Source organism: Pseudomonas sp. KH_050 (genome assembly GCF_057838875.1).
Window position 1 is genome coordinate 2,073,659 of the sequence record NZ_CM174478.1, and the last position, 18,732, is coordinate 2,092,390.

Sequence of the window (18,732 nt, forward strand, 5' to 3'; positions counted from 1 at the left end):
GTGGAGCCCCTTTGTTTTTATTATGGAGTAGCGGTTCCCGCATCGAGCTTCAGGGCTCGATATTCGGGGTAATACTTCGAAATTGTGGCGAGGGAGCTTGCTCCCTCGCCACAGGTCTTGTCGTCAGAACTGTTCGGCGCTCAGGCCATACAACGACGCACTGCCAGCCCGGATGCTTTGTTCCAGAGTGAGTACCCGTGGGAGCAGACGACTGAAGTAGAAGTCGGCGGTGGCGATTTTCGCGCCATAAAAGGCTTCGTCTTCACTGCGTTTTTTCTCGGCGACCTGAGCCATGCGCGCCCAGAGCCAGGCGTAGGCGACGTAGCCGAACAGGTGCAGATACTCCACCGAAGCGGCGCCGATTTCGTTGCGGTTGGTCGCGGCCTGGTCCTGCAGCCAGTCGCTGAGGCTTTCCAGACGGTGCACGGCGTCGAGCAGTGGTTTGGCGTAGGTCACATCAGGCTGACTGGCGAACGCACGGATCTCGCCGGTGAACTGACGCAGGGCGGCGCCGTTATCGGCGAGCACTTTGCGCCCGAGCAGGTCCAGCGCCTGAATGCCGTTGGTGCCTTCGTAGATCTGCGCAATACGCACGTCGCGGACCAACTGTTCCTGGCCCCATTCGCGGATGTAGCCATGGCCGCCGAATACCTGCTGGCCGTTGATGCAGCTTTCCAGCCCAGTGTCGGTAAAGAACGCCTTGGCAACGGGAGTGAGCAGCGCGACCAGGGTCTGGGCGCTGTCGCGTTCTTGCGCATCGTCGGAAAACTTCGCCAGGTCCAGCTGTTGCCCGACGTAGCTGGCAAACGCGCGGCCACCTTCGGTCATGGCTTTCATACCGAGCAGCATGCGGCGCACATCCGGGTGGACGATGATCGGGTCGGCGATCTTGTCCTTGGCGATCGCACCGGTCGGCGCGCGGCTCTGAATGCGCTCGCGAGCGTAAACGACGGCGCTCTGGTAGGAGGCTTCGGCGCAGCCGATCCCCTGAATGCCGATGGACAGACGTTCGTAGTTCATCATGGTGAACATCGCCGCCAGGCCTTTGTTGGCTTCACCGACCAGCCAGCCGCTGGCGCCGTCGAAGTTCATTACGCAGGTGGCCGAGGCCTTGATGCCCATCTTGTGTTCGATCGAGCCGCAGCTGACGGCGTTGGCATTGCCGAGGGAGCCGTCGGCGTTGATCAATACCTTGGGCACCACAAACAGCGAAATGCCTTTGGGACCAGCTGGCGCATCGGGCAGTTTGGCCAGCACCAGGTGGATGATGTTTTCGGTCAGGTCCTGATCGCCACCGGTGATGAAAATCTTGCTGCCGGTGATGTTGAAACTGCCGTCGGCCCGGGGTTCGGCGCGGGTGCGGATGATCCCCAGATCGGTGCCGGCATGGGCTTCGGTCAGGCACATGGAACCCGCCCAGCGACCTTCGTACATCGGCGGCAGGTAGAGATTTTTCAGCTCTTCGCTGGCGTGGGCATCGATCGCCAGGCAGGCACCGGAACTCAATGCCGAGTACAGGGCGAAGCTGGAGTTGGCGCCATAAAGCATTTCTTCGAACTGCACGGCGAGCATCTTCGGCATGCCCATGCCGCCGAACTCCGGGTTACCGGAAAGCCCCACCCAGCCGCCCTCGATGTAGGTGGCATAGGCCTCCTTGAAACCGACAGGGGTGCTGACCTGACCCTCGTTCCACTGGGCGCCTTCCTCGTCGCCGCTGCGGTTCAATGGGGCGATCAGGTGGGAGGTGACTTTTGCCGCTTCTTCGATAATCGCCTCCGCGGTGGCCGCATCGACACTGTCGGCCAGGGCTGGCAGGCGCGCCCACAAGGCCGGGGCGTCGAACACTTCATGCAGGACAAAGCGCATGTCGCGCAGTGGGGCATTGAACTGGGGCATAACGTGAACCTCGTTGTGACGGTTGTGCGATGGGCACGATGCCGCTGGAGCGGACCGTGCCCTGTCGATCAATGGTTGGAGGCGCTGGCTATGCCGAGGCCGGTCTGTGCTCGTACGAACTGGTCGGCGTAGGCGTCACGCTCCTTGTCCGCCCGCACGCTGCGGTCGAGTTTCGACACCACGACTATCACCAGGAAGGCCAGCGGCATGGAGAACAGTGCCGGATGGTCGTAGGGGAAGATCGCCTTGGCATGACCGAGTACGGTGACCCAGACCGCCGGCGAGAGGATCACCAGCACCAGTGCGCAGACCAGTCCGGCGAACCCGCCGATGATCGCGCCCTTGGTGGTCAGGCCTTTCCAGTACATGGCCATGATCAGCACCGGGAAGTTGGTCGAAGCGGCGATGCCGAAGGTCAGGCCGACCAGGAACGCGACGTTCATCTTCTCGAACAGGATGCCCAGCAAAATGGCGATGACGCCCAGAGCGACGGTGGCCATGCGGGTCACGCGCATCTCTTGCTTCTCGGTGGCTTTGCCTTTCTTGAAGACGGTGGCGTAGAGGTCGTGGGAAATCGCCGAGGCACCCGCCAGGGCCAGGCCGGAAACCACCGCAAGGATAGTGGCGAAGGCCACCGCCGAGAGGAAGCCGAAGAACAGGTTGCCGCCCACGGCCCTGGCCAGGTGCATGGCGACCATGTTGCCGCCGCCAATCAAGGTGCCACCCACTTCGCCGTTGACGTAGTACTGCGGGTCGGTGCCGATGATGACCATCGCCGCGAAGCCCAGGGTGCAGACCACCAGGAAGAAGAAACCGATGAAACCGGTGGCGTAGAACACCGATTTACGCGCTTCCTTGGCATTGGGCACGGTGAAGAAGCGCATCAGGATGTGCGGCAGGCCGGCGATGCCGAATACCAGGCCCAGGGACATCGAAGCGGTGTTGATCGGGTCGGCGAGCATCGCGCCGGGGCCCATGATGTTCCAGCCGCTGGCATGGGCTTCAATGGCTTTGGTCGCCAGCACTTCATAGCTGAAGCCGAACCGGGACATGGCCATGGCCGCCAGGGTCGTACCGCCGGCAAGCAGCAGCACGGCCTTGATGATCTGTACCCAGGTGGTGGCGATCATGCCGCCGAAGATCACATACACCAGCATCAGCGCGCCGACGATCACCACCGCTACCGGGTAGTCGAGACCGAACAGCAATTTGATCAACTGGCCGGCACCGACCATCTGCACGATCAGGTAGCAGCACACCACCGTCAACGAGCCGAACGCGGCGAAGATCCGCACCTTGTTCTGGTCCAGGCGATAGGAAACGATGTCGGCGAAGGTGTAGCGCCCCAGGTTGCGCAGACGCTCGGCCATCAGGAAGGTGATGATCGGCCAGCCGACAAAGAAGCCGATGGTATAGATGAAACCGTCGTAGCCCTTGGCGAACACCAGGCTGGAAAGCCCTAGCAGGGTCGCGGCGGACATGTAGTCACCGGCAATCGCCAGACCGTTCTGGAAACCGCTGATGCCACCGCCAGCGGTATAGAAATCCGCGGTGGATCTGGTTTGGCGCGCCGCCCACATGGTAATCAGCAGGGTGCCCAGGACGAACACGAAAAACATACCAATGGCATGCAGGTTCAGCGGTTGTTTTTCCACCGCGCCCAGCGTCGGCGCGGCTAGTACCACGGAGGCGGGCAGCAGGCCCGCGCCTGCGAGGATCAGCTTACGGAGCGTGCTCATTACTTGCTCTCCTCGAGAACTGCCGCGCCCAGTGCATCGAAACGGCTGTTGGCGCTGTGGACGTACCAGCCGGTGAGTAGCCAGGAGAACACGATGATCGCCGCGCCTACCGGCATGCCGACGGTCATCAGGCTTTGGCTGGCGAGCGGTGCATGCAGCCACTGCGGAGCAAAAGCCACCACCGCCATGAACACGTAGTAGGTGCCCAGCACGGCGGCACTCAGCGACCAGGCCAGGCGTGAACGGCTCTTCACCAGCTGGAGGAATTTCGGGTTGCTCCGGATGCGCTCACAGCGCTGGGTATCGGTTGAATGAATGTCGCTCATTGTGGGCTCCACCTTTGTTTTTGTTGTCAATGTGTGGGGGCGGGGCGGGTGCCTGGCCGATTTCGGCGTGCACAACCCCAAAGCGGCAGGTAAAACGCTGCCGCGGCTCTAGTGGCCTGTGTGGCCAGTTCTGTTAGTCAACTTCGTTGCCGAGCCCATATCCTGCGTTGCTGTTCCTCGCCATAGCGGGCTATGACTCGTCACAGCGCCTTGGCTATGGACTTCTGGCATCCGAATTTGATCTAACGAACTAGCCGTACAGGCCACCAATCAATGTCGGGGGTTAGAGGTTTTTGGCCATTTCCCGCAGCACGTACTTCTGGATCTTGCCGGTCGAGGTCTTCGGCAGCTGGGTGAAGACCACGGTGCGCGGCAGCTTGAATCCGGCCAGGTGTTCGCGGCAGAAACTGATGATGTCGGCTTGGCGGGTATCCTGGTGATCGGTCTTGAGCGTGATGAAGGCGCAGGGCGTTTCGCCCCACTTCTCATCGGGACGGGCGACCACTGCGGCTTCCATTACGGCCGGATGGCGGTACAGCACACCTTCAAGCTCGATGGTGGAGATGTTCTCGCCGCCGGAGATGATGATGTCCTTGAGCCGGTCCTTGATCTCGACATACCCGTCGGGATGACAGACCGCCAGGTCGCCGGTGTGGAACCAGCCGCCTTCGAAGGCTTCGGCGGTGGCGGTAGGGTTCTTCAGGTAGCCCTTCATCACGGTATTGCCGCGCATGAAGATTTCGCCGATGGTCAGACCGTCGCGCGGAGTCGGCTCCAGTGTGGTCGAGTCGGCCACCATCACGCCTTCCAGTGTCGGGTAGCGCACGCCTTGACGGGACTTGATCTGCGCCCGTTCCTCCAATGGCAACTCATCCCACTCGGCATGCCAGGCGCAGAGGGTCACCGGACCATAGACTTCGGTCAGACCGTAGACGTGGGTGACCTTGATGCCCATTTCTTCCACGGCACCAATCACTTTGGCCGGCGGCGCGGCACCTGCAACCATGGCGTTGACCGGATGATCGATGGCCGCTTTCGCCGCCTCCGGCATGTTGACCAGTGCATTGAGGACGATCGGAGCACCGCACAGGTGAGTCACCTGATGCTCGCGAATCATCATCAGAATCTTCTGTGGATCGACGCGGCGCAGGAATACATGCACGCCCGCCAGGGCGGTGACGGTCCATGGGTAGCACCAGCCATTGCAATGGAACATCGGCAGCGTCCAGAGGTACACCGGATGGTTACCCATGGCCCAGATCATCTGGTTACCCAAAGAGTTCAGGTAAGCACCGCGATGGTGGTAGACCACGCCCTTAGGGTTGCCGGTGGTGCCTGAGGTGTAGTTCAGCGAGATGGCTTGCCATTCGTCACTTGGCCATTGCCAGTCGAATTGTGGATCACCTTCGGCCAGCAGCGCTTCATAATCGAGATCGCTGACGGCCTGGCCTTCACCGTATTCCGGGTCGTTGACGTCAATCACCAGCGGCGGGTGATCGAGCATGCCGATCGCGGCATGGATCACATCATGGAACTCGCGGTCGGTGATCAGCACCCTGGCTTCGCCATGCTGCAGCATGAAGGCAATGGCTTCGGCATCCAGGCGTACGTTGAGCGGGTTGAGCACGGCGCCAATCATTGGCACGCCGAAGTGCACTTCGAGCATCTCGGGGATGTTGGGCAGCATCACCGCCACCGTATCGTCCTTGCCGACACCGCGACCGGCCAGTGCCGAGGCCAGGCGCCGGCAACGGGTGTAGGTCTGTGCCCAGGTACGGCGAATCGAACCATGGATAACGGCGGGATAGTGCGGATAAACGCTGGCGGTGCGTTCGAGAAAGCTCAGTGGAGACAACGCAATATGGTTGACAGCCGAAGGGGCTAGCCCTTGTTCGAAGATCGACATGTACGGGTACTCGGTGGCTGATTGTTAGCTCTGTAGCTGGCCTCGCTGAGGTCAACTCATGTCCGGTGTGCTTTATATAACAATTAGCATTGGGTATGGAAGTACAACCTGAGTCGTATAGTATTAATACTATATTTGATTCTTTGTGTGCTAAATGAATTCAGTCATCCCTCCGGGGTCGGTATATGCTTGGTTTTCCTGACAAAGTGGACCCGCGATGAGCCTCACTCCCGTTCGATTGCACAGTTGGTTGCGCCTGCAGCGCGAGGGTGTTTCGCTGGCCGCCCGGGCCGATGCCTTGTGCCGGGCCCTGCTCGATTGCCCCGAAGTGCGTCGGGCGGTGTATTTGAGTTGGCAGCCGCAGGCGCACATTTATAGCCATGAGGGGGCTGCCCAGCATTTGCCGCCGGGCCTGGGAGACCCGTTGCTGGCCAGCGATCAGTTGCTCTTCGAACGACTGGTCGAAGAGGGGCGACTGGATCTGGCCCAGGTGCGTCGGCTCGACTGCTGGTTGTCCGGTCGTCTGCGCCGGGCGGCCATCAGCCATGGCCAGGTGTTTGATCTGGCGCTGCAGCCGGGTCAGGCGGGGCTGCTGCTGGTGGAAGTGCACGAGGGCGTCAGCCTGGATTGGCTGGGTTGGGTGCAGGACTTGTTGACCACTCTGCTGAGCAGCGTCAACGGCATGCTGCGCGGCTCGCCGCTGCTGGGCCACGATCCGCAACCGAGTCTGCTGCTCGATGCGCAGGGCCGGCCGCTGGAATTCAATGCTGCGCTATTGGCCCTGCTGGCCGAGAAACCGCTGACCGATGTGCTGGGTTTTTTACCGGTCAATCACCGGGTGCTGGTGCGTGCCTGTCTGGACCAGCAGCGGGCTATCGACGGGGTCGAGGCGCAGTTCGAGGCGCAGATATTGATCTGGACCTTTATTCCCGATCCGCAGGACCACCGCGTGCTCGCCCGCTGTCGGGAAGCCACCGCCCAGGTGCTGGCCGAGCGCGAGGCGGCCAAGGCGCGCCGGCTGTACCGCTTGATCATCGAGAACACCACCGACCTGATTTCCCGGCATACCCCGGACGGGCGGTTTCTCGATGCCTCGCCGGCATCCTGGACGCTGCTCGGCTACTGGCCGGAAGAGCTGCGCGGGCAAATGGCCCAAGGCCTGTTCCATGCCCAGGACCTGGCCAGCCTGGTCCAGCGCGCGCGCGATGCCCTGGAGCAGGACGGTTATCACACCATGACCTACCGCATCCGTCATCGTGCCGGGCATTACCTCTGGTTCGAGACGGCGAGCCGGGCGATCCGTGAAACCTACACCGGCGCGGTGGTCGAGGTGGTCAGCGTCTCGCGCGACATCACTGCCCGGGTCCAGGCCGAGGAGAACAAACGACGGCTGGCCGAAGTGGTGGAAGCCAACACCGACCCGGTGTTGTTCATCGATCCCGCGGGCCAGGTCACCTACCTCAACCCGGCTGCACGGCGCACCCTGCGGCTCGACGAGCAGCAGCCGATGCCGGTGCTGGCCGAACTCTTTGCCAACGATGATCTGACGCGCCTGCAGCGCGAAGGCTGGAGCAGCGCGGAACGCAACGGCGTCTGGAGCAGCGATGCGCGACTGCAACCGCCCGGTGGCGGCGCCTCGGTTCCGGTGTCACTGGTGCTGCTGGCCCATCGCGCGGCCGGTGGCGAGCGCTACTACTCGCTGGTGGCGCGGGACATGACCGAACGTGAACTGCGCGAAGTGCAACAGCGTCACCATCAGGACGAACTGGCGCACACCGCGCGGCTGGTGACCCTGGGTGAACTGGCCTCGGGCATTGCCCACGAAATCAACCAGCCTTTGGCGGCGGTGGTCAATTATGCCAATGCCAGCCAGCGCTATTTGCAGGCGCTGGGGACCAATCCGCAGGCCGCCGAACGGGTGGCACAGGGTCTGGAACGCATCACCTTGCACGCCACGCATGCCTCGGAGGTGATCCGCCGGCTGCGGGCCTTCCTGCGCAAGGGCCAGCGGCGCATGCAGGCACTCAACGTCGCCGAAGTCGCCCGTGAGGCGGTGCGCCTGTGTGCCTGGGAGGCGAGCAATTGCCAAGTGGTAATCGAGGAGCGCCTGCCGGATAATCTGCCGCCGATTTATGCCGACCGGGTGCTGCTCGAGCAAGTACTGCTCAACCTGTTGCGCAATGCCATCGACGCCAACCGCGAGCAGCATCCGGGGCAGCCTTCGCTGATTGTGCTCTCGGCGCACAAGGGCAGTGGCGCAGGCGTGGAAATCAGCGTGGTCGACCAGGGGCCGGGCGTCAGCGAGCCTCAGCTGGAACACATATTCACCCCGTTCTACACCAGCAAGGCCGATGGCCTGGGACTTGGCTTGTCGATGAGCCGCAGCATCATCGAAGGCTTCGGCGGTGAGCTGCAAGCCCGGCGCCAGCCCGTCGGGCTGCTGATGAGTTGTCGCTTGCCGCTTGCCGGACCTACAAAACAACAACAGGAGTAATGCAATGGCAGCTGTGGCAGAGCAGGTGGTCTATGTGGTCGACGATGACCAGGGGATGCTCGATTCGACTGTCTGGTTACTCGAGTCGGTCGGGCTCAAGGCCTTGCCCTTCACCAGTGGCCGGGCCTTCCTCGATGCCTGTGATGTCCGGCTCAACGCCTGCGTGTTGCTGGATGTGCGCATGCCCGGCATGGGCGGGTTGAATGTGCAGGAAGAGATGCGTGCCCGTGAGCTGAAGCTGCCGATCATCTTCGTCAGCGGGCATGCCGACGTACCTATCGTGGTCCGGGCTTTCAAGGCCGGAGCCCATGACTTCATCGAAAAGCCCTATAACGAACAACTGTTGCTCGACAGCGTGCAACAGGCGCTCAGCAGCTTCGACGCAAACCGCTCGGGCAGCGAGGGCCATGCGCAGTTGCAGGCTCGCTTGCTGAGCCTGACACCCCGCGAGCGCGACGTCATGCTGCCGTTGGTGCAGGGTTACACCACCCGGGAAATCGCCGAGCAACTGGGGATCAGCGCAAAAACCGTCGACCTGTATCGCTCGCGGGTGATGAAGCGCATGCAGGCGGACAACCTGCCAGACCTGGTAGGCATGGCCATCGTCGCCGAAATGGTCGATCCGCTGAAGTTGCGCTGAACCCTGTCGTGAATTTGTCAGCTGATAGACCGCTATCGCGAGCAGGGGATCTGCTGTGTGGCGCAGAGAGTGGATACACCGACGATCTAATGTGTGCGAACTCGCTCACGATGGCGGCCTGACAGCCGGCCTAGGTCTTGAGGGTGTACCTATCCATTCCTGCGGTAACGGCCACTTAGGGTTCCGCCCTTACGGCGTGTCACTTTGGCAACCACCGCGTAGGAGCTGCCGCAGGCTGCGATCTTTTGATCCTGGCGTTTGGTCGGTGTACCTATCCATTCCTGCGGTAACGGCCACTTAGGGTTCCGCCCTTACGGCGTGTCACTTTGGCAAACACCGCGTAGGAGCTGCCGCAGGCTGCGATCTTTTGATCCTGGCATTTGGTCGGTGTACCTATCCATTCCTGCGGTAACGGCCACTTAGGGTTCCGCCCCTTACGGCGTGTCACTTTGGCAAACACCGCGTAGGAGCTGCCGCAGGCTGCGATCTTTTGATCCTGGCATTTGGTCGGTGTACCTATCCATTCCTGCGGTAACGGCCACTTAGGGTTCCGCCCTTACGGCGTGTCACTTTGGCAAACACCGCGTAGGAGCTGCCGCAGGCTGCGATCTTTTGATCCTGGCGTTTGGTCGGTGTACCTATCCATTCCTGCGGTAACGGCCACTTAGGGTTCCGCCCTTACGGCGTGTCACTTTGGCAAACACCGCGTAGGAGCTGCCGCAGGCTGCGATCTTTTGATCCTGGCATTTGGTCGGTGTACCTATCCATTCCTGCGGTAACGGCCACTTAGGGTTCCGCCCTTACGACGTGTCACTTTGGCAAACACCGCGTAGGAGCTGCCGCAGGCTGCGATCTTTTGATCCTGGCATTTGGTCGGTGTACCTATCCATTCCTGCGGTAACGGCCACTTAGGGTTCCGCCCTTACGGCGTGTCACTTTGGCAAACACCGCGTAGGAGCTGCCGCAGGCTGCGATCTTTTGATCCTGGCGTCTGGTCGGTGTACCTATCCATTCCTGCGGTAACGGCCACTTAGGGTTCCGCCCTTACGGCGTGTCACTTTTTCAGACGCCAAAAAGTAACCAAAAGGCTTCGCCCCGGCGTACGGCACCTCGCTTAGGCTCGGTGTTCCCTCACTCCGGTGTCCATCAGGGGGCGCCGCAATGCGGCGGGGTCAGCTGCGCTGACGGCGCTACGCGCCACCCCCCTGATGAACACCTCCACTCGGCCTGCCGAAGGGGCGGGTAGATCAAAGGCAAAAGCGAGGCGGCCGACCGGCCGGCCTGTTTGTTTGGTCGTGTGTACGCCGATCTAATGTGGGAGCGGCGGTGTGGCGATCCGACTTGCTCGCGAATGCGGCCTGACAGCCGACCGGTTCCTTGTGAATGCACGCGATGTAGATTGCCTCTGCAGGATACTCTGGCTCTGGCTCTGGCTCTGGCTCTGGCTCTGGCTCTGGCTCTGGCTCTGGCTCTGGCTCTGGCTCTGGCTCTGGCTCTGGCTTTTGATCTTGATCTTGATCTTGATCTACTCGCCCCTTCGGCAGGCCGAGTGGAGGTGTCCATCAGGGGGGTGGCGCGTAGCGCCGTCAGCGCAGCTGACTACGCCGCATTGCGGCGCCCCCTGATGGATACCGGAGCGAGGGAACACCGAGCCTTGGCGAGGTGCCGAACGCCGGGGCGAAGCCTTTTGCTTACTTTTCGGCGTCTGGAAAAGTGAGTCGCTGTAAGAGCGAAACCCTAAATGGCCGTTATCGCAGAAATGGATAGGTACACCGACCAAACGCCAGGATCAAAAGATCGCAGCCTGCGGCAGCTCCTACGCGGCGTCTGGAAAAGTGAGTCGCTGTAAGAGCGAAACCCTAAGTGGCCGTTATTGCAGAAATGGATAGGTACACTGACCAAACGCCAAGATCAAAAGATCGCAGCCTGCGGCAGCTCCTACGCGGTGTTTGCCAAAGTGAGTCGCTGTAAGAGCGAAACCCTAAGTGGCCGTTATTGCAGAAATGGATAGGTACACCGACCAAACGCCAGGATCAAAAGATCGCAGCCTGCGGCAGCTCCTACACGGCGTCTGGAAAAGTGAGTCGCTGTAAGAGCGAAACCCTAAGTGGCCGTTATCGCAGAAATGGATAGGTACACCGACCAAGCGCCAGGATCAAAAGATCGCAGCCTGCGGCAGCTCCTACGCGGTGTTTGCCAAAGTGAGTCGCTGTAAGAGCGAAACCCTAAGTGGCCGTTACCGCAGAAATGGATAGGTACACCGACCAAACGCCAGGATCAAAAGATCGCAGCCTGCGGCAGCTCCTACACGGCGTCTGGAAAAGTGAGTCGCTGTAAGAGCGAAACCCTAAGTGGCCGTTATCGCAGAAATGGATAGGTACACCGACCAAACGCCAGGATCAAAAGATCGCAGCCTTCGGCAGCTCCTACGCGGTGTTTGCCAAAGTGAGTCGCTGTAAGAGCGAAACCCTAAGTGGCCGTTATCGCAGAAATGGATAGGTACACCGACCAAACGCCAGGATCAAAAGATCGCAGCCTTCGGCAGCTCCTACGCGGCGTCTGGAAAAGTGAGTCGCTGTAAGAGCGAAACCCTAAGTGGCCGTTATCGCAGAAATGGATAGGTACACCGACCAAACGCCAGGATCAAAAGATCGCAGCCTGCGGCAGCTCCTACGCGGCGTCTGGAAAAGTGAGTCGCTGTAAGAGCGATTAGTGGCCGTTACCGCAGAAATGGATATGTATACCCTCAAGAGACAGGCCGCCTTCATCGCGAGCAAGTCGGATCGCCCGCGATGAAGCCGGCCCTGCCGGCATCAATCCTTGGCCGGTCTGGTCATGTGGTTGGAACCGAAGCAGTGATGGTAGGGCGTCCCGGTTTGCGCAGGGGGTCAAGTCGCGAGCCGGTGTAGCGGGTTTCGCGGAAGAAGCGCCAGCGCCCGAACAAGCCATAGACATGCATGACCCGACCCTGCTCGTGATACCCCATGCGGATGTGCAGTTTGAGCGCCGGGATGTTGTGCGTCTCGCAGACGTCCACCACCTTGTTGCAACCTTGCGCTTGCATGGCCTGCCATATGGCGAGCTGGGCATCGACTGAAAGAGCGGTGCCGAAATAAGGTCGCGTCATCTCGCCACCGAACTCGAAAAACTCGCCTTCCTTGACCGGGAACCAGCAGCCGTAATAGTGACGATCATGGTAATTGCGCTTGCTGCCCCAGATGAAGGCGATGGCGTCCCCTTGCTCATCCAGGTACATGTGCCCGGTATGACCTTCGGCGGCCAGTTCGCGCATGGTTTCCACGCGGTCGCCAAAATGCTTGGCGAACGCATCGGCATTCTGCGTATCGATGTTCACCTGGCGCAATCCCGAATAGGGCCTGAGCTTGTACGGCGGCACCGGGGTAACCAGGTCGCGTTCCATCCACAGCAGCTCCCAGTGGAAGAACACATAACGCTCCCACAACGTATTGAAGGTACGGCGCAGGCCTTTTTGTTTGATCCTTCCACATAGCTTCTGCAATGCGCTCATGGAGCCTCCCAGATAATGCGTGATAGATGAAATGGCAGTCAGGCGCAACCGCGCGAGGCGCAAACGCTTGCCTGACGGGTTGGAGCACAGAGTTAAAAAAGGCCTGAACAAGGCTTTATCAGAGCAATCCCCACGCCAGCTCCACCGAGTGTGTGACGATGCCCACCTGACTGACTGCAAACAGTTGCAGGTCCGGGAGGCGGCATCAGGCATTGACCTCGAGAATCCGCTCATGTCCCTGTCGACGTGCCTCGCTACGAGCGGTGAATCAGGTTGTTGGAGTCTCTTGAAGTGGTATAGATCAACGTGGCTTTTTAATAGCAATGGCCGATCTGAGTATTTGTTTCAAAATATGTAACGATTTGAGACTGGCTCGGGACAGGGCTCGCCATACCCGCCAAGAGCCACGTATTAGGCGCTTGTCATCCTGGCGATGTTGATCCGTGTCAAGGTCGAAACGATTGGCAAAGCGTAACAATACCGTGCATAGCGTCTCCCGTTGCACGCGCGCCGGGCCCGTTATTGCGCCACCCTCGGTGTTGAAGGCGGGTAAAACCATGATCTATCCACTGTTATTGACCGTTCATCTGTTCGCCGCGCTGATCTTTATCGGAACGGTGTTCTTCGAAATATTGTTTCTGGAAAACATTCGCAAACAGGTTCCTGCCAACGTGATGCACCTGGTCGAGCAGGGAATCGGCCGCCGCGCCCGAAGTCTGATGCCATGGGTCTTGCTGGTATTGTTTGGCGCGGGGCTGGGCATGGCCTGGCTACGTTATCTACCGGCGCTCGGCGCGCCACTGGCGTCGTCCTTCGGCACCTTGCTGACCTTGAAAATCATTCTTGCCGCCAGCGTCTTGCTGCATTTCCTGGGCGCCATGTACCTGTTCAAAAGCGGGCGCATGAATGCCCGCTACCTGCACTTCATTCATGGCAGCCTGTTCTGCCATATGGTCGCTATTGTGCTGCTGGCCAAGGGCATGTTCTTCCTGACGTGGTAAGCGAGCCAGCGGTCCTGTCCTGCAAGTGCTTGATGCAAGTCAAGGAGCACAAAGCGCTAAACCCGGAAACTGGTCATCCGCAGCCTGCCTCGGAGACCGCTATGTTCGACCTATTCCACCCCTCCAGCGAGCTGAGCATTCGGCGCGATCAAGGCGTGCTCGATCCTGGCTGCCATGCCGACACCCAGAAGTTTCATGGTGGCATCGGTTCCCTGGACCTGCTTCGGGCAGTGCGTGGCAGTCGCCAGAAGCAACGCCCGCTGTCCCTGACAGTGCAGTTGCCGTCCAACTTGCGGTCTTCCTCCTGCTCCCTGCTCGACGTCTCCTGCAAGTGCAGCGATGTCGACAACTACCTGCAGCACCTGGAGCGCGAGATCGACCTGGTCGGTTGTCACCTGGGAGCGGAGCAGCGGGTCGAGCAATTTCACCTGGCGGGTGGTACTCCGGCGATTGCCCATCTGCAGCGGCTGATGAGGCATCTGCGCAGCCGGTTCAACTTTCTCGACCATGAAAGCGGCGACTACAGCATCGAGGTGGATCTCCACCACACCGACTGGTCGACCATGGGCCTGCTTCGCGACCAGGGCTTCAATCACGTCAGCATCGGCGTCCCGGATATCGGCGTAGACAGTGAACTGTCAATCTCCTGCTATCAGAACCCGGCGCCGATTCATTCGCTGATCGATGCCGCTCGCACCTTCGGCTATCGATCGATCAACGTTGACCTGGGGTATGGCCATGCATGGCAGACACCAGAAAGTTTCGAGTTGAAGCTGGCGACCATCATCGAACTGGAGCCGGACCGGTTTCAGGTCTTCGACTACAGCGATGCGCCGCAGCGTTATCGACTGCTGAGCGGGGATAAAGTCAGGGAACTGTCCAGCCAGGACGATAAAGCCGCCATGCGCCAGGCCTGCTTTGCACAGTTGAGTGTGGCGGGTTATCACTACATCGGCCTGGGGCAGTTTGTCCGGCCCGATGATGACCTGGCGATGGCCCAGGAACGCGGTCGCTTGCGTCGCAACTGTCAGGGCTTTACCAGCCATGGCTATTGCGACCACGTCGGCTTCGGCTTGTCGGCCATCAGTCAGATCGACGATTTGTATGCACAAAACACCGAGAATCTGGAGCACTATCAAGTACAGCTGGACGCCGGCCAGTTACCCACCTGTCGCGGCTGGCGCTGTGAGGCGGGGGATCAGATCAGGCAAATGGTCATGGAACGCCTGACCTGTGACCTGGAGCTGGATATCCAGGCCATCGGAACCCGCTACGGACTGATTTTCCGCCAGTACTTTTCATCGGTCTGGCCGCTGCTCGAGCAATTGAATCGCGACGGGCTGATCGAGCTGTCGGAGCGATTTATTTGCATACTGCCCGCCGGGCGCATGGAAGTGGATGCCATCTGCAATCTGTTTGCAAAGGACGTGGGCGATCACGGCACTAACCCCCACCAGGAGTCGATCCCATCATGAATACTTCCCTTGAGTTCGATCGAGCCCTGGTCGAAAAATATGACCGTCCAGGGCCGCGCTACACTTCTTATCCCACGGCTCCGCAGTTCCATCAGGCGTTCGCCGTCGACGACTATCAGCGGGCCGCACAGGACAGCAACCAGGCAGATGTGCCCAAGCCACTGTCGGTGTATATCCACATCCCGTTCTGCAAAAGCCTTTGCTATTACTGCGCCTGCAACAAGATCATCACCCAGAAGACCCATCGCGCCGTCGAGTACCTGACGTACCTCAAGCGTGAAATCCTCATGCAGGCGGCGTTGTTCGACAGCAGTCGCAAACTCACGCAACTGCACCTGGGCGGCGGCACGCCAACCTACTTGACCGGCGAGCAACTGGCTGACCTGATGGAGTGCCTGCATCAAGCGTTCGACATGGATGACAGCGATGACCATGAATTTTCCATCGAGGTCGACCCGCGCACCATCAGCACCGAACAGATTCAATCGCTGCGCCAGCTGGGCTTCAATCGCTTGAGCTTCGGCGTCCAGGACTTCGATCCCGACGTGCAGGCGGCCGTCAATCGTTTACAAAGCGAAGAACAGATCTATGCGCTGGTCGCCGCCGCTCGCGAGGCTCGATTCAAGTCGGTCAGCGTCGATCTGATCTACGGCCTGCCGTTGCAGACCGTAACCAGTTTCGATGTCACCCTGGGCAAGATCATCGCCCTGCGCCCGGACCGGATCGCCGCCTACAGCTACGCCCATTTGCCGCAGATGGTGCGCGCACAACGCTTGATTCGCCTTGAAGACATGCCGCCACCGGAGCGCAAGCTGGAGTTGCTCGAGCTGACCATCCGCCGACTGACCGCGGCCGGGTATGTCTATATCGGCATGGATCATTTCGCCTTGCCGGACGACGAACTGGCCCTGGCCCGCGCCAACGGCACCCTGCAACGCAACTTCCAGGGGTACTCGACCCATGCCGACTGCGATCTGATCGGCCTTGGGGTGTCTTCGATCGGCAAGGTCGGCGACAGCTACAGCCAGAGCGTCAAGGAGCTTTCGCAGTACTACGCGCGCCTGAATCAGGGCTTGCTGCCGGTGCATCGAGGTTACCGGTTGAACGCCGACGACCTGCTGCGTCGCGAGGTGATCAGCGACCTGATGTGCCACGGGCGGATCGATTTCGGCAAGTTCGAGGCGCGGCATGGCATCTGCTTCACCGAGTACTTTGCCGATGCGCTGGCGCAGCTTGAAGAGCATGTTCGCGATGGGCTGCTGGAGATTCACCACGACTATCTGCAGCTGTTGCCCCAGGGCCATTTGATGATGCGCAGCGCCGCAATGGCGTTTGACGCTTATCTGGGTGACGAGCAGAAAGGCCGGTTTTCCCGCACCGTTTGACCTGACGCTGCGGTTGCGCAGGGGTAAAAGGGATTCAGTTGATTTCAATCAAGGCAAGGGAGCGCAACGCTCCCTAACATGACGGCAATACCCCCGCCTTTGAAGTCAGAGTGTCCATGAACAGCCATCAGTCCTCGATACCCGGCAACCTGCGCTCCTGGAGCGTCGGGCTGCTGGTGATGCTCGCACTGATGTTCGTGACCTTCGAGGCCGTCCAGGCCAAATCCTACGGCGACATCGAACAGCAGCGCATCGAGAAAATCTTCCCGCAGACCGATTCGGTGTCCGCACCCGAAGGCAAGTTCAATGTACGCACGCTGTCGGCGGCCGGCAAGGTCATAGGTTATGTGTTCCAGAGCCTGGACGTGGTCGATATCCCGGCCTACTCGGGCAAGCCGATCAATACCCAGGTGATTCTCGACAGCGCAGGCGTCATTCAGGATGCCTACGTGCTGGAGCACCATGAGCCGATTCTGCTGATCGGCATTCCCGAAGCAAAACTCCATGACTTCAGCGCCAAATACAAGGGCATCAAGGTCAGCCAGCGGGTGGTCGTCGGCCACTCCAGCGACCCGAACGCAGTCACCGTGGATGCGATCGCGGGCGCGACCGTCACGGCGATGGTGGTCAATGAGGTGATCATGCGTGCTGCCCATGAGGTGGCCGTATCGCTCAAGCTGATTGAGGACAAGGCCGGCCTGGCGCAGAAACCCGCCAGCGTGCGCAAGGACCTTTTCGAGCCCGCCACCTGGGAGCAACTGACCGGCAACGGCGCCATCCGCCGCTTGAACCTGACCCGTGGCCAGGTCGACGCGGCGTTCAAGGGCACCGAAGCTGAAGGTATCGACAACGCCAGTGCCGAGCAAGTCGATGAGACCTTTATCGAACTCTACGTCGCCGACCTGAATCCGCCGACCATCGGCCGCAATCTGCTGGGCGACAATCAGTACCGCTTCCTCATGCAGGATCTCAAACCCGGCGAGCAGGCCATCGCCGTACTGGGGCGCGGGCTGTTTTCCTATAAAGGTTCGGGTTATGTGCGCGGCGGGATCTTCGATCGGGTGCAACTGCGCCAGTTCGGTAACGTCATCAGCTTTCGCGACATGGACCACCAACGGCTCGACGACGTGTTCGCCAAAGGCATGCCCGAGTTCAATGAAATGTCGATTTTCATTGTGCGTGAGCCCGCCAGGTTCGATCCGGGAGCAGCCTGGTCCCTGGAGCTGCTGGTGCGACGTCAGACCGGCCCGGTCAGTGGCACCTTCAGCAGCTTCGAAGTGCCTTACCAAATGCCCGAGCAATACCTCCTGCGGCCATTGCCCAGCGCCGAAGAACTGGCGGCCATCGAGGAAGCCAACCGGCCGATGTGGGTGACCATCTGGTATCAGAAACAGTTCCAGATCCTGGTCCTCGGCGCGGCACTGTTGCTGCTCACAGTGATCCTGTTCCTGCAGGACACCTTCACCCGCCGGCCCCGGTTTCTGCACTGGCTGCGCCGTGGCTACCTGATGTTTACCGTAGTGTTCATCGGCTGGTACGCCCTCGGGCAGCTGTCGGTGGTCAACGTGCTGACGTTCGTCCATGCGCTGTTCGAGAGCTTCCGCTGGGAACTGTTTCTCACCGATCCGCTGATCTTCATGCTCTGGGTGTTCACCGCCGCGAGCATCCTGCTCTGGGGCCGCGGGGTGTTCTGCGGCTGGCTGTGCCCGTTCGGCGCCTTGCAGGAACTGATCAACGAAGCCGCGCGCAAATTGAAGATTCCCCAGTACGAATTGCCGTTCGCGGTCCATGAGCGGCTGTGGGCGATCAAGTACATCATCCTGCTGGCGATGTTCGGCGTCTCCCTGGAGTCGATGTCCACTGCCGAGCTGTTCGCCGAAGTGGAGCCGTTCAAGACCGCCATCACCCTCAGGTTCGACCGCCAGTGGTGGTTCGTGCTCTACGCGGTGGCGCTGCTGGTCATCAATATCTTCACCCGCAAGGTCTACTGCCGCTACATCTGCCCACTGGGCGCGGCGCTGGCGATTCCGACCAAACTGCGGCTGTTCGACTGGCTCAAGCGGCGCAAGGACTGCGGAGACCCCTGCCAACTCTGTGCCAAGGAATGCGAGATCCAGGCGATTCATCCCGATGGCCGGATCAATGCCAACGAGTGCCATTACTGCCTCGATTGCCAGATGACCTGGAACAACGATCACAAATGCCCGCCGCTGATCAACAAGCGCAAGAAAAAACGCGGCAAGGCCGCACCGGTGGGCGCGCAACTGATACCTGTGGTGGAAGTGACGGCTCTTGAATGAAGCCCGCGAGCACGCGTCCGCAGTGACTGTTTTTATTCCCT

The 18,732-nt window shown here is 60.3% G+C and carries 11 protein-coding genes; 6 read left to right on the top strand and 5 right to left on the bottom strand.

Annotated elements, in window-relative coordinates; genetic code table 11:
- Positions 1–123: 123 nt before the first annotated feature.
- From AC3IUA_RS09570 to AC3IUA_RS09585, 4 genes are all read right to left on the bottom strand, one after another.
- Complete coding sequence (locus AC3IUA_RS09570; RefSeq protein ID WP_489360324.1) at positions 124–1,896, bottom strand: acyl-CoA dehydrogenase C-terminal domain-containing protein; 1,773 nt, start codon at positions 1,894–1,896, stop codon at positions 124–126.
- 68 nt (positions 1,897–1,964) lie between these two features.
- Positions 1,965–3,635 carry a cation acetate symporter gene (locus AC3IUA_RS09575; protein WP_489360326.1) on the bottom strand — a complete coding sequence of 557 codons (1,671 nt, stop codon included), beginning with the start codon at positions 3,633–3,635 and terminating at the stop codon, positions 1,965–1,967.
- Positions 3,635–3,961 (bottom strand): DUF485 domain-containing protein, encoded by a 327-nt coding sequence (locus tag AC3IUA_RS09580; protein ID WP_489360328.1) that lies wholly within the window; start codon positions 3,959–3,961, stop codon positions 3,635–3,637. Before AC3IUA_RS09580 ends, AC3IUA_RS09575 begins: the two co-directional genes overlap by 1 nt.
- 283 nt (positions 3,962–4,244) lie before the next feature.
- Complete coding sequence (locus AC3IUA_RS09585; protein WP_489360330.1) at positions 4,245–5,867, bottom strand: acyl-CoA synthetase; 1,623 nt, start codon at positions 5,865–5,867, stop codon at positions 4,245–4,247.
- A gap of 217 nt (positions 5,868–6,084) precedes the next feature.
- Between AC3IUA_RS09585 and AC3IUA_RS09590 the strand changes: the two genes are divergently transcribed.
- Together AC3IUA_RS09590 and AC3IUA_RS09595 are read left to right on the top strand one after the other, a co-directional pair.
- A complete protein-coding gene (locus AC3IUA_RS09590; RefSeq protein WP_489360331.1) occupies positions 6,085–8,361 on the top strand; it encodes a PAS domain-containing sensor histidine kinase in 2,277 nt (758 codons plus the stop codon).
- A 4-nt stretch (positions 8,362–8,365) separates the two neighbouring features.
- Positions 8,366–9,001, top strand: a complete 636-nt coding sequence (locus tag AC3IUA_RS09595; protein WP_150804561.1) for a response regulator transcription factor — start codon at positions 8,366–8,368, stop codon at positions 8,999–9,001.
- 2,833 nt (positions 9,002–11,834) lie between these two features.
- Here the strand turns inward: AC3IUA_RS09595 and AC3IUA_RS09600 are convergent.
- Positions 11,835–12,530, bottom strand: a complete 696-nt coding sequence (locus AC3IUA_RS09600) for an N-acetyltransferase (RefSeq protein WP_489360333.1) — start codon at positions 12,528–12,530, stop codon at positions 11,835–11,837.
- Between the two features lie 557 nt (positions 12,531–13,087).
- Between AC3IUA_RS09600 and AC3IUA_RS09605 the strand changes: the two genes are divergently transcribed.
- From AC3IUA_RS09605 to nosR, 4 genes are all read left to right on the top strand, one after another.
- Positions 13,088–13,531: a CopD family copper resistance protein gene (locus AC3IUA_RS09605; protein ID WP_489360335.1), complete on the top strand. Its 444-nt coding sequence runs from the start codon at positions 13,088–13,090 to the stop codon at positions 13,529–13,531.
- Between the two features lie 101 nt (positions 13,532–13,632).
- Positions 13,633–15,006 (top strand): oxygen-independent coproporphyrinogen III oxidase, encoded by a 1,374-nt coding sequence (locus AC3IUA_RS09610; RefSeq protein WP_489360337.1) that lies wholly within the window; start codon positions 13,633–13,635, stop codon positions 15,004–15,006.
- The gene (gene hemN / locus AC3IUA_RS09615; RefSeq protein ID WP_489360339.1) at positions 15,003–16,391 is read left to right on the top strand and encodes an oxygen-independent coproporphyrinogen III oxidase; all 1,389 of its coding nucleotides are present in this window, start codon (positions 15,003–15,005) and stop codon (positions 16,389–16,391) included. Before AC3IUA_RS09610 ends, hemN begins: the two co-directional genes overlap by 4 nt.
- A 116-nt stretch (positions 16,392–16,507) precedes the next feature.
- Positions 16,508–18,691, top strand: coding sequence for a transcriptional regulator NosR (nosR, locus tag AC3IUA_RS09620; protein WP_489360341.1), 2,184 nt, complete (start codon positions 16,508–16,510; stop codon positions 18,689–18,691).
- The last annotated feature ends 41 nt before the right edge of the window (positions 18,692–18,732 follow it).

Excerpts from the sequence above, each read along its gene's own strand:
- AC3IUA_RS09570 (WP_489360324.1), bottom strand. The coding sequence starts at position 1,896 with ATGCCCCAGTTCAATGCCCCACTGCGCGACATGCGCTTTGTCCTGCAT.
- AC3IUA_RS09575 (WP_489360326.1), bottom strand. The coding sequence starts at position 3,635 with ATGAGCACGCTCCGTAAGCTGATCCTCGCAGGCGCGGGCCTGCTGCCC.
- AC3IUA_RS09580 (WP_489360328.1), bottom strand. The coding sequence starts at position 3,961 with ATGAGCGACATTCATTCAACCGATACCCAGCGCTGTGAGCGCATCCGG.
- AC3IUA_RS09585 (WP_489360330.1), bottom strand. The coding sequence starts at position 5,867 with ATGTCGATCTTCGAACAAGGGCTAGCCCCTTCGGCTGTCAACCATATT.
- AC3IUA_RS09590 (WP_489360331.1), top strand. The coding sequence starts at position 6,085 with ATGAGCCTCACTCCCGTTCGATTGCACAGTTGGTTGCGCCTGCAGCGC.
- AC3IUA_RS09595 (WP_150804561.1), top strand. The coding sequence starts at position 8,366 with ATGGCAGCTGTGGCAGAGCAGGTGGTCTATGTGGTCGACGATGACCAG.
- AC3IUA_RS09600 (WP_489360333.1), bottom strand. The coding sequence starts at position 12,530 with ATGAGCGCATTGCAGAAGCTATGTGGAAGGATCAAACAAAAAGGCCTG.
- AC3IUA_RS09605 (WP_489360335.1), top strand. The coding sequence starts at position 13,088 with ATGATCTATCCACTGTTATTGACCGTTCATCTGTTCGCCGCGCTGATC.
- AC3IUA_RS09610 (WP_489360337.1), top strand. The coding sequence starts at position 13,633 with ATGTTCGACCTATTCCACCCCTCCAGCGAGCTGAGCATTCGGCGCGAT.
- hemN (WP_489360339.1), top strand. The coding sequence starts at position 15,003 with ATGAATACTTCCCTTGAGTTCGATCGAGCCCTGGTCGAAAAATATGAC.
- nosR (WP_489360341.1), top strand. The coding sequence starts at position 16,508 with ATGAACAGCCATCAGTCCTCGATACCCGGCAACCTGCGCTCCTGGAGC.